The sequence below is a fragment of the Pseudomonas sp. TE6288 genome, from assembly GCF_054062095.1.
The window spans coordinates 313,725-326,940 of sequence record NZ_JBSSEW010000001.1; the positions used below are offsets into that span (position 1 = coordinate 313,725).

Annotated in this window: 1 protein-coding gene (running past one end of the window); it reads right to left on the minus strand. The window is 70.3% G+C overall.

Annotation, left to right across the window (positions count from 1 at the left end; translation table 11 throughout):
• Window positions 1-13,216 carry the 3' portion of an amino acid adenylation domain-containing protein gene (locus ACVWY1_RS01565; RefSeq protein WP_457377687.1) on the minus strand. The gene runs 1,319 nt beyond the window's last position, so the window shows 13,216 of its 14,535 coding nt (coding positions 1,320-14,535); its start codon lies off the right edge, out of view — the gene reads right to left on this strand; its stop codon occupies window positions 1-3.

The following is a 13,216-nucleotide window of genomic DNA, read 5'->3' on the forward strand; positions in this document are numbered from 1 at the left end:
TTACTGCTTCACCCTGCTGTGATACAGGGCCTGCCCGTCATGCCACCAGGCGGCCAGGCTGAACACATCCGGCACCTTGAGGATGCTGAAATGGTTGCCTGGCCCCTGCCACACCTCCAGCTGCGGCAGCCATTCACGCCAACCGTCTTCCATGGCCTGTTGCTCGCCCTGGTTGCCGGCGGCGTCCAGGCTCGGATCGGCCACCAGCACCAGCCGCGCCAAGCCATTGAAGCCACCCTCGGGGCGATACACCGTGCGCAGCGCCGTGGCGAAGGTGCGCACCACGCCTTCGAGCGCCTGCGGCGAGGAGCGCGACGGCATCAGGCCAACCCGTACCATCGCCGCGTGCAACTGGCGCAGCTGCCCCTGATCGTCGGTTTCGGCGAAGGCTAAAGGCTCGATGCCCAATGACTTGCCGGTGGACAGTTGCAACGACTCGATAAGCCGCTGCAGGGCCTGGGTATAGGTGTACGGCTTGCCGCAACTGCCCCCCGCGCCCGGCGCCTCGCTGTCGATCAGGGTCAGGGAGCGCACCTCGCGCCCCTTGGCCTGCAGGCGTATCGCCATGGCATGGGCCACCCAGCCACCGAACGAGTGCCCGACCAGGTTCAACGGTCCTTCGGGGTACAGCGCCTCGATGGCCTGGGCATGGCACGCCGCAGCCACCTCGACCGAGCAATGGGGCACTTCACCCGCAGCCAGGCCACGCGCCTGCAGGCCATGCACCGGCCAGTCCGGCCCCAGCGCCTCGGCCAGGCCGATGAAGCTGGTCACGCTGTCGCCGGCGCCCGGCACGCAGAACACCGGCACATGGCCCGGCACGCCACTCTGGATTGCCAGTAGCGGCTGGTGCGCCGCCGGCGCGAGCGCCGACGCGGCCTGCATCGCCTGGGCGATGGCCTGGCCGAGCACGGCGGCTTGCGGGTCCTGGACCATGCTCTGGTGATCGCCCGGCACGCTCAGGCACTTCAGCTCCTGCCCAGGCAAGGCCTCGGCCCAGCCCAGGCTCGGGCTGTCGGTGACGATACCGGCGCTGCGCTGTTCGGCGATGAACAAGTGCAGCGGCACCGGCAACGGCGCCAGGCGATAGTGAGCCAGGGCATGGCCATGGGCCAGGTGACGCTCGAAGAAGTGGCGCAACTGTCCATCGCTGGCCTGGGCCAGGCCGGGCACCAGCAACTGCCGCTCACGGCAGTAGGCAAGCAGTGCCTCGAAGGGCAATGCGCCCGGCTGCAACGCCTCGATCTCGGCCAGTTGCATAGCCCCCGCCTCGCCCTGCGCCTGCCAGTGCACGCGGCAATGCAGCAGCAACTGCGCTTGCACCAGATACGGCCCTTGCCAGCGCGCCTTGCCTTGGTCGCTCAGGCGCGGCACGTAGGTGTCGATCAGGCCGACGAAGGCCACCGGCTCGTCCGCACCCAGCAATTGCGCCGCTACCTCGTAGGCCAGCACACCGCCGAACGACCAGCCGGCCAGGCGATACGGCCCGTGTGGCTGCACGGCGCGAATCTGCCGCACCAGGCGCGCAGCCAGGCACTCCATGGTGTTCAATTGCACCTGCCCGACGGCGACGCCGGCCAGCCCATAGATAGGGAAATCACCTTCGATATGCCGCCCCAGGACCGGAAAATACAGGTCCAGGCCACTGAACTCATGGATCAGGAACAGCGCAGGCTGGCTGCCTGCGGCACGCACCGTGACCAGGCCTTGCGCCTCGTCCTCGGCCGCCACCTCGTCGAGCAGCGGCGCCAGGGCGGCAATGGTCGGGTGCTGGAACAACTGGGCCAGGGTCGTGTGCAGGCCAGCCTGGCGCATCTCGCCCACCAGGCGGATCGCCGACAGCGAATGCCCGCCCAGCTCGAAGAAGCTGTCATGCCGCCCGACTCGCTCGACCTCGAGCACCTGCGCCCACAGCGCCGCCAAGGCCTGCTCCACCGGCGTCACCGCCGCCTCGAACACCGCCACGGCCAGGTCCTGCGCGCCCGGCAGTGGCAGGGCCCGACGATCGACCTTGCCGTTGTTGGTCAGCGGCAGCGCCTCAAGTGCGACGAACGCCGCCGGCAGCATGTACTCCGGCAACCGATCGCGCAGGAAAGCACGCAACGCCGCACCGTCCAGGGCCATGTCGGTACGGGTGTACCACGCCACCAGGCGCAACGGCCCCTGCTCCAGGCGCAGGGCCATGACCACGGCCTCTTCCAGGCCCGGGCACTGGGTGAGGTGTTGCTCGACCTCGCCCAGCTCGATGCGAAAGCCGCGGATCTTCACCTGGTCGTCGGTGCGGCCCAGGCATTCCAACTGGCCATCCTCGCGCCAGCGGGCCAGGTCACCGGTGCGGTACAACCTCGCCCCGGCACCTGCGGCGAATGGATCGTCGAGGAAGCGTTCGGCGGTCAGCTGCGGACGATTCAGGTAGCCGAGGGCGACGCCGTCGCCGCCGATGTACAGTTCGCCGGTGACGCCCTCGGGCAGCAAGCGCCCGTGGCAATCGAGGACATAGGCCGTGGTGTTGCCGATCGGGCCGCCGATCGGCACATGCTCGGCGCCGTCGACCACCGCCCGCACCGCACTGGCGGTGGCGAAGGTGGTGGTCTCGGTGGGCCCATAGCAGTGCACCAGGCGCAACTGCGGCGCCTGGGCCAACAAGGCGCGGAAGCTGGCGGGCTCGCCGCGCTCGCCGCCGCACAACAGGATGCGCAGCCCGGCCAACGCCTCGGGGATCAGTTGCACATACTGGTTGAACAGCGCCGTGGTGACGAACATCACGCTGGCGCCGCCCTGGCGCAGGGCGGCGGCGAACTGCGTCGGCTCGACCAGGGTCTGGTGATCGATCACCAGCACCTGGCCTCCGTTGAGCAGGCCGCCCCAGACATCCATGGTCGCGGCGTCGAACGCCGGGTTGGCGACGAAGGCGAAACGGTCCGTGGCGTTGAAGTCGGCATAGCCGTTGTTCAGCACCAGCCGGGCGATGCCGCGATGGGTCACCCGCACCCCTTTCGGCGTGCCGGTGGAGCCGGAGGTGTACATCACGTACGCCACCGCGTCGGCCTCCTGGGCCAGGCCCGGGTTGTGCGTGGGCTGCTCGTCCAGCGCCAGGCAGTCCAGGTCGATGCGCCGCGCCTCGCAATCCGCGGCCAGGCTGCCAAGGGTCAGCAACACCGCGGCCTGGCAGTCCTGGACCATGAACGCCTGGCGCTCGGCCGGGGCGTTGATATCCAGCGGCACGTAGATCGCCGAACACTTGAGCACGGCCAACTGCGCGACCAGCAACGGCAGCGAGCGAGGCAGCAGGATCGCCACATGATCGCCGGCCGCCACCCCCTCGCCAATCAACCAGTGCGCCAGGCGGTTGGCCTGCTCATTGAGCTCGGCGTAGGTGAGCTGGCGCTCGTCATGCAGCGCCGCCAGCGCCAACGGATGGCGCGCCACCTGCTGCTCGAACAGGCGGTGCACGGGCACCGACCTGGGGTAGGCGCGTTGCGTGGCGTTGTAATCCAGTAATCGACGACGCTCCTCGGCCGGCACGATGTCCAGCCGCTCCAGGCCTTGCTCGGGATCATGTGCCAGGGCCTCGACCAGGTGTGCGAGAGCCTGCTCGAGGTAACCGCACAGCCGCCGGGCGTCCAGGCCCGCCGCGCACTGCGCGGTCAGGCTGAAGCGCTCCCCGAGGTCGTCGATGCTCAGGGCCAGCGGGTAGTTGCTGCGTTCCTGCGCATGCAGCAGCTCGATGCCCTGCCAGGCACGCCCATTGGCAGTGTCATGGGCCAGCGCGGCGGCACTGTGGCGGTAGTTGAGCAAGGCGCTGAACAGCGGCGCACCGGGCGGCAAGGCACTGCAGCGCTGCGCCAGGGCCAGTTGCGCATGCTCGTGCACCAACAGCCCGGTCAGCCGGCGGTGGGTGTCGAGCAGCGCCTCACGTACCGGCAGGCGGCCCACGTCCAGGCGCAGCGGCAAGGTGTTGATGAACACGCCCAAGGCCCGCTCCATGCCTTCACCGCCCTGCAGGCGACCAAGCAGCACGGTGCCGAACACCACGCTGTCGCGCCCCGACAATTGCCCCAGCACCAGGCCCCAGGCCAGGTGCATCAGGCTGGCCGCGCCCACACCCAGCAGCCGCGCCTGTTCGCGGGCCCGCCGCGCCAGCTCGTCGTCCAGCCAGTGCTGGGCTTCGGCCACGGCGTCGGCGTGGGCCAGCGGATGCGGACCGTAGGCCAGGGTCGGCTCGTCGATATCACCCAACTGCTCGCGGAAGTATGCCTCATGCTCGGCCTCGCCGGCACCCTGCAGCACCTGGGCGATGTAGTTGCGGTACGGCACCGGCGGCGGCAAGCGCAGCTGCTCGCCGAGCAGGCAGGCCTCCAGTTCGGCGCGCAACACGTCCTGGGCCACGTGATCCATGACCAGGTGGTGGAACAGCAAGGTGGCGGTGATCCGCCCGCTGCTCGGGTCCTGGCGGTGCACCAGGCGCAGGAGCGGCGCGCGGGTCAGGTCCAGGCGCAGGCTGATCGGCTCATCCGCGGCCAGTTCCTGCACGGGCAACGCCGCCTGGCGCCATACCACCTGCACCGGCTGCGCCAGACCTTCCCAGTACAACGAAGAACGCAGGATGTCGTGCCGGGCGATCACCTGGTCCAGCGCCTGGCGCAACGCCTCCAACCGAGCCTGGTCGGCCACCGCGAAACGCGCCTGCAGCAGGTAGGGATCGTCACCCTCGCTGGCCAGGTGGTGATAGAGGATCCCCGCCTGCAACGGCCCCAGCGGATAGATGTCCTGTACATTGGCGGCACCGCCAGGCACCTGATCGACGATCCGCTCGATGTGCGACTGCTCCAGCGCCACCAACGGCAGCAAGTCCGGCGTGATGCGCCGGCAATCACTGCCGATGCGGTTGGCCGGCACCCGGCTTCCGCCATGCTGGCTCAGGGTCGCGGCCACGGCGGCCAGGGTCGGTTCGGCGAACAGCACGCGGATGTCCGCGTCCAGGCCCTCGGCACGCAAGCGGGCGATCAGGGTCACGGCCAGCAGCGAGTGGCCACCGAGCTCGAAGAAATGGTCCTGGCGCCCTACCCTCGGCACATTGAGCAACTCGGCCCATAGCGCCGCCAGATGGCGCTCGGCCTCGCCTTGCGGCGCCTCGTAGGCACGGCTGAGCACCGCGTCGGCACCAGGGTCGGGCAGACGCTGGCGGTCGAGCTTGCCATTGGCCGTCAATGGCATGGCCGGCAATGCCACATAGGCCGACGGCACCATGTAGTCCGGCAAGCGCGCCTGGGCATGCTTGCGCAATACCGCCACGCCCGGCACCGCATCGTCGGCCGTGAACCAGGCGACCAGGCGCTCGCCGCGCAGCAGCACCGCCACTTCGCGCACACCCGGATGGCTGGCCAGGCAGGCCTCGATCTCGCCCAACTCTATGCGCAGACCGTGCAGTTTCACCTGGAAATCGTTGCGACCAAGGAATTCCAGCTCGCCATCGGCGCGGCGGCGCACCAGGTCGCCGCTGCGGTACAGGCGCTCATCGACCACGAACGGGCTGGCGCCGAAACGTTCGGCCTCCAGCGCCGGCAGGCCCAGATAGCCACGCGCCACGCCGACACCACCGATGTACAACTCGCCCACCACGCCCCGCGGTACCGGCATGCCGTTGCTGTCGAGCACATACAGGCGGGTGTTGGCGATCGGCCGACCGATCGGTGGCGCCTCTTCGGGCACGGGCTGCCGGGGCTCGAGGGTCCAGACGCAGCAGTCGACGGTGGCCTCGGTGGGGCCGTAGACGTTGTGCAGCCGCACCTGCGGCAGGCGCTCGCGCAACTGGCGCAGCAACGCCGAAGTCAGCTCGCCACCGCCACAAACCACATCGGTGAGGCTGTCGCAGGCCGCGCTGGCCTCCAGGGCGAGGAACTGCTGCAGCAGTGCGGGCACGAACTGCACCACGCTGACCCGCTGGCGCTGGATCAGCGCCGCCAGGTAGTCCGGGTCGCGCTGGCCATCCGGGCGCGCCAGCACCAGGCGCAGGCCGGCACACAGCGGCCAGAACAGCTCCCATACCGACGCATCGAAGCTCACCGGGGTCTTGTGCAGCAGCGCACCTGATGCGCTCGGGGCGATCAGCCGCGAACTCCAGTGCACCAGGTTGCACAGGCTGCGGTGCTCGACCATCACCCCTTTCGGCGTGCCGGTGGAGCCGGAGGTGTAGATCACGTAGGCCAGGTGGCGGGCGCCAAGGCCCGGCACCTGTGGATTGTCCGGCGACTGCTCGGTCCAGTCCGGCTGGTCGAGGTCCAGCCGCGCCACCGGGCTGTCGCTGAAGCGCCGGTTGCTGGCGGCATCCACCAGCAACGCCAGCGGCGCGCTGTCTTCGAGCATGTACGCCAGGCGCTCATCCGGGTAGCCCGGATCCAGCGGCACGTAGGCGCCACCGGCCTTGAGCACCGCCAGCAGCCCGACCAGCAACCGTGGCCCCCGCGCCAGACACACGGCGACCCGGCTGTCGGCGACCACGCCCTGTTCGATCAGGCGGTGGGCCAAGCGGTTGGCCGCCGCATTCAATTCGGCGTAGGTCAGTTGCCCGTCCTCGGCCTGCACCGCGATGGCCTGCGGCGTACGCGCCACCTGCGCCTCGAACAGCGCGTGCAGCGGTTGCTGCAGGCCGCCGATCCGCTCGCTGGCGTTGCAGGCCACCAGTTCCTGGCGACGTTCGGCGGCGCCGAGCAGCTCGACCTTCGCCGGCACGGACTGGTCGCTGCCCGCCATCGCCCAGAGTAGTTGCTCCAGGTAACCCAGGTGCCGCTCGATGGTCGCCCGGTCGAACAGCGCGGTGGCGAACTCCAGGGCGCCGCCGTAGCCGTCGGCGGTCTCGCCCAGGCTCAGGGTCAGGTCGAACTTGGCGAAGGTCTGCGTGCCACCCAGCGCCTCCAGCTGCAGCCCACCCAGGCGCAGGGCCTCGCCCGGCACACCGTTCCACGCCAGCGATACCTGGTAAAGCGGTGTGTGGGCCAGGCTGCGCGGCGGGTGCAAGCGTTCCACCACCTGTTCGAACGGCAGGTCCTGATGGTCCTGGGCCTGGCTCACGCAGGCCTTGACCCGGGCCAGCAGCGCGCCGACATCGGGGCTGCCGGCGGTATCGATGCGCAGCGCCAGGGAGTTGACGAACAAGCCGATCAGCCCCTCGACCTCGGCCTGCCGGCGGTTGGCCACCGGGGTGCCGATCACTACCTCGGCCTGGCCGGACAGGCGCGCCAGCAACACCGCCCAGGCGCCGGCGAAGAGCATGAACGGGGTGACCCCATGACGCAGGCACAGCGCCCGCAGGTCTTCGCTCAAGCGCCGATCCAGGCGCACTTCTACGCGGTCGCCAAGGTAGTCCTGACGGGCCGGTCGTGGCCGGTCGGTGGGCAGGGTCAGCAGCACCGGCGCACCGGCCAGGGCCTGGCTCCAGTAGTCGCCCTGGCGCTGCAAGGCCTCACCGCTCAGCCAGCGACGCTGCCACAGGGCGTAGTCGCCGTACTGGATCGCCAGCGCCGGCAGCGGGTCGTCGCGGCCTTCGCTGAAGGCCTGGTACAACGTCGCCAGCTCCTGGGTGAACACCCCCATCGACCAGCCGTCGGCAACGATATGGTGCAAAGTCAGCAACAGCACATGGTGGTCCGCCGCCAGGCACAGCAGGCGGCCGCGCACCGGCAGCTGGTGCGCCAGGTCGAATGGCAGCATCGCCTCGGCCTGCATCAGCTCGGGCAACTGCTGCGCCGCGCCGCGCAGGTCATGCCAGGCCAGGGCGAAGCCGCCCCGTCCGGGCGCCACCCGCACCCGCGCCTCGGCGCCTGTCTGGGTGAAGTGGCTGCGCAGGCTCTCGTGGCGCTCGACGATGCGCTCCAGCGCCCGCTCCAGGGCCTCGCGGTCCAGCGGGCCGCGCAAGGCCAGGCCCAGGGGAATATGGTAGGCGGCGCTGGCATCGTCCATCTGCGCCAGGAACCACAGCCGTTGCTGGGCGAACGACAGCGGCAGGGACTGCCCGCGCGGCGCCGGCTCGATGGCCGGCAGCACGTCGTGGCGATCCTCGGCCAGGGTCGCCGCCACCGTCAGCAGGCGGTCGTCGGCGAACAGCTCGCCCAGCGACAGCTCCAGGCCCAGCCGCGTGCGCACCTGGCCCACCATGCGCATGGCCAGCAGCGAATGACCGCCCAACTCGAAGAAGCGGTCCTGACGCCCCACCCGCTTGAGCTGCAACAGCTCGCACCACAGCTCGGCCAGGGCAACCTCCAAGGCCCCTGCCGGGGCCTCGTAGGCCTGGCTGTCCGCTTCGCGCTCGGGCAACGGCAGGGCCCGGCGGTCGACCTTGCCGTTGGCGGTCAGTGGCCAGGCATCCAGTTGTACCCACGCCGCCGGCACCATGTAGGCCGGCAGGCGTTGTTGCAGCGCGGCACGCAGGGTACCGACCGGCTGCGCCTCGGCGCCGGCAATGTAGTAGGCCACCAGCCGCGGCTGCCCGGGCTGGTCCTCGCGGGCCACCACCAGCGCTTCGGCGACCCCCTCCAGGGCGAGCAGCTGCGCCTCGATTTCCCCCAGTTCGATGCGCAGGCCGCGCACCTTCACCTGGTCGTCGTTACGGCCCAGGTAGTCCAGGGTGCCGTCGGCATTCCAGCGCGCCAGGTCGCCAGTGCGGTACATGCGTGCGCCGGGCACCTCGCTGAACGGATCTTCGAGGAAACGCTCGGCGCTCAGGTCTGCGCGGTTCAGGTAGCCGCGGGCCACACCGGCCCCGCCCACGTAGAGTTCGCCGGCCACACCGCACGGCACCAACTGCCGCGCATCATCCAGCAGGTACACGCGGGCATTGGCGATCGGCCGGCCGATGTCCAGCACGCCGCCCGGCAGCACCAGGCCAGAGGTCGCGACCACGGTCGCCTCAGTGGGGCCGTAGTTGTTGACCACGACAAAGCCGGGGTCGCTAGTGAACTGGCGCAGGCGGTCGCCGCCGATCAGCAAGGTGCGCAGGGTCGGATGACGCAGCCCCTGGGTGAAGGCGTACTCGGCCACCGGGGTCGGCAGGAACGCCACCTTCAGGGGTTGCTCCAGCCACCAGGCCAGCAGACCGTCGAGCTGCTCGTTGCCCAACTGCGCTGGTGGCAAGTGCAGCACCGCCCCGGCGCACAGCGCCGGCCATACTTCCCAGGCCATGGCGTCGAAACCGAAGCCGGCGACGCTGGCGGTGTGATCCCCCGCGCCCAGCTCGAAGGCCTTGCAGTGCCAGTGCACCAGGTTGGCCAGGGTGCGGTGCTCGACCATCACGCCCTTGGGCTGGCCGGTGGAGCCGGAAGTGTAGATCACATAGGCCAGGTGGCTGGCCAGCAGGCGGGGGATCTCGGGGTTGTCCGCACGCTCCGGCCAGTGCGGCCTGTCCAGTGCCTGCGCCGCCACGCCCAGCCCTTCAAGGCGCACCAGCAACGCCTGCTGCGCCAGCACCACCACCGGGGCGCTGTCCTCGAGCAGATAGCGCAGCCGCTCGTCCGGGTGCGCCGGGTCCACCGGCACGTAGGCGCCACCGGCCTTGAGCACCGCCAGCAACGCCACCAGGGTGTCGAGGCCTCGGCGGGCCACCACGGCCACCCGCTCGTCGGGGCCGACACCTTGCCCGATCAGGTAATGGGCCAGGGCGTTGGCGCGCAGGTTCAGCTCGCCATAGGAGAGGGGCATGTCGCCTTGGCTGGCGGCCAGTGCCTGCGGTGCGCGGGCCGCCTGGGCCTCGACCAGGCCATGCACCGTCTGCCCGTTCGGGAACGCCAGGGCACTGCGATTGAAGGTGTCCAGCAGGCGCTTGCGCTCGGCCCCGCCCACCAGTTCGACCTCGGCCAGCGGCGCCTGGTCATTGGCCAGCATGGCGCGCAGCATACTGTCGAAATAACCGGCGAAGCGGCGCACGGTGCTTTCATCGAACAGCGCTGTGGCGTACTCGAGGCTGCCGACCAGTGCCTCGCCCTGCTCGCCCATGCTCAGCGACAGGTCGAACTTGGCTACCTGGCCGACCTGTTCCACGCCTTCCAGCTGCAGCCCCGCCAGGGTCCGCGCGGCGCCCTCGGTGGCCAGCCAGTTGAGGGTGGTCTGGAACAACGGGGTATGGCCGAGGCTGCGCGCCGGCCGGACGATCTCCACCACCTGCTCGAAGGGCAGGTCCTGGTGCGCCTGGGCGTCGAGCAGGCGGGCCTTGACCTGCGCCAGCAGGCGCTCGGTGCTCGGCGCGCCCGCGGTATCGATACGCAGGGCCAGGGTATTGACGAACAGACCTACCAACGGCTCCAGTTCGGCGCGCCCGCGCCCGGCCACCGGGCAGCCCACCACCACCTCGGCCTGCCCGCAAAGCCGGGCCAGGGTGGCGGCCCAGGCGCTGAGCATAACCATGTACAGCGTCACCTGGTGTCGCTGGGCCAAGGCCCGCAGGCCGGCCCCCAGGCGCGCATCCAGCTGCAGCGCCAGGCTGGCGCCGCTGAAATCCTGGCGCGCCGGTCGTGGCCGGTCGCTGGGCAGGCTCAGCAGCGTCGGCGCGCCGTCCAGGGCCTGGCGCCAATAGTTGGCCTGGCGTTGCAGTTGCTCACCGGCCAGCCAGCGCCGCTGCCACACGGCGTAGTCGCCATATTGGATGGCCAGCGCCGGCAGCGGGTCGTCCTTGCCCTCACGCAGCGCCGGGTACAGCGCGTTCAATTCGCGGGTCAGCACGCCGAGGGACCAGCCATCGGCGACGATATGGTGCACGGTGAGGAGCAGCACATGGTGCGCCTCACCCAGGCGCAGCAGGCTGGCCCGCAGCAACGGCCCCGTCGTCAGGTCGAAGGGGGCGGCGGCCTCGTCGCGCAGGTGCCCGGCCAATGCCTGCGGCGCCAGCGTCCGGCGCTGCAGCCAGCCGGGTTGCGGGGGCGCGGCGATGATCACCTCGGCACTGTCGCCACAGGGCACGAAGCGACTGCGCAGGCTCTCGTGGCGCGCGACGATGCGCAGCAAGGCGGCCTCCAGCGCGTCGGCATCCAGTGTTCCGCGCAGGCCCAACGCCAGCGGCACGTTGTAGGCCTGGCTGCCGCCTTCCAGTTGAGCGAGGAACCACAGGCGTTGCTGGGCAAACGACAGCGGCAAGGGTTGCTCCCGAGGCACCGCGACCAGCGCTGGCAGCTCGCTGCGCCCGGCGCCGGCCAGCACCTGGGCCACCGCCGCCAGCTCGGGATTGGCGAACAGGTCGGCCAGGGCCAGTTCCACGCCAAGGCGCAGCCGCACCTGGGAAACCATGCGCATGGCCAGCAGCGAATGCCCGCCCAGCGCGAAGAAGTGGTCATGCCGGCCAACCCGCTCCACGTGCAGCAGCTCGCCCCACACCTGGGCCAGGGCCTCTTCCAGTTCGCCTTCGGGAGCCACGTAGGTGCGCTCGAACAGGGCCGATCGTTCAGGCGCCGGCAGCGCACGGCGGTCGAGCTTGCCGTTGGCGGTCAGGGGCAGTGCGTCCAGCGACACATACGCAACCGGCACCATGTATTCCGGCAGATGGGCCAGCAACTGCCCGCGCAGTTGCTCAGGCTGGGCCGGTTCCAGGCCCGCCTGGGCGGTGAAGTAGGCCACCAGCCGCGGTTGGCCGGGCTGGTCCTCGCGGGCCACCACCACCGCCTCGCCGATGCCCGGCAAGCCGTTCAGGCGGCTTTCGATCTCACCCAGTTCGATGCGCACGCCGCGAATCTTCACCTGGTCGTCGTTGCGGCCCAGGTAATCGAGGGTGCCGTCGGCCAGCCACCGCACCAGGTCGCCGGTGCGGTACATGCGTGCACCGGGTGTCGTGCTGAACGGGTCGTCGAGGAAGCGTTCGCGGGTCAGTTGCGCACGGTCCAGGTAGCCGCGGGCGACCCCGGCGCCGCCGATGTAGAGCTCGCCGGGCACACCCAGGGGCACGGGCTGCAGGTACGCATCGAGCACGTACAGGCGGGCGTTGTCCACGGCGCCGCCGATGTGCAGGGCGCCGCCCGCCTCCACCACGCCGGAGCTGGCCACCACGGTGGTCTCGGTGGGGCCGTAGTTGTTGACCACGGCGAAGGTCTGGGTGCGGTTGAACTGGCGCAGGCGGTCGCCGCCGATCAGCAAGGTGCGCAGGGTCGGGTGTTCGAGCTGGTGGCTGAAGGCATACTCGGCCACCGGCGTGGGCAGGAAACTGACATCCAACGGCTGGGCGCGCCACCAGGCCAGCAGCGCGTCAAGGTCTTCGTGGCCTTCGCTGGACGGGGCCAGGTGCAGGGTCGCCCCCGCGCACAGCGCCGGCCAGACTTCCCAGGCCATGGCGTCGAAGCCGAAGCCGGCCAGGCTCGAGGTGTGACGCCCCTGGCACAGGTCGAACGCGCGGCAGTGCCAGTCCACCAGGTTGTTCAGGTTGCGGTGTTCGACCATCACCCCCTTGGGCTGGCCGGTGGAGCCTGAGGTATAGATCACATAGGCCAGGTGCGCCGGGCTCAGGCCGCTCACCTGGGGATCGTCACAGCGCGCCGGCCAGTCCGGCTGGTCGAGTGCCAGCACCGGCACCGCGCCTGTGCCCAGGCGGCCGCGCAGCGCCTGCTGGGTCAGTACGGCCACTGGCGCGCTGTCATCCAGCAGGTAACGCACGCGCTCGTCGGGGTGTGCCGGGTCCACCGGCACGTAGGCGGCGCCGGCCTTGAGCACCGCGAGCAGGCCGACCAGGGTGTCCAGGCCGCGCCGGGCGAACACCGCCACCCGGTCGTCGGGGCGCACGCCCAGGCCGATCAGCTGATGGGCCAGGGCATTGGCGAGCTGATTCAACTGCTGGTAACTCAGCGACTGGTCGTCACAGGTGGCGGCCAGGGCCTGCGGATGGGCCTGGGCCACGGCCTCGATGCGCCGGTGCAACGGCCCATGCGTGTCTGTGGCGCCGGGGGTCTGGTTGAAGGCTGCCAGTATGTGCTCGCGCTCTTCGTCCGGCAGTATCGGCAACGCGCGGACGGCAACAGCGGGTGCTTGCACCAAGGCCGCGAGCAGGCTGCGCAGGGTCTGCTCCAGATAGGCGCAGACGCGTTGCGCCGGCACTTCGGGGCTGGCCAGCAAGGTCAGGCGGAAGGCTTCGCCGAAGTCGTCGACGCTCAAGGTCAACGGGTAGTTGGTGGCCTCGGCGGCATGCACGATCTCGATACCTGCCCAGCCTGCCCGGCGCACCGCCTCGGAACCCGAGGGCGCGCTGTGG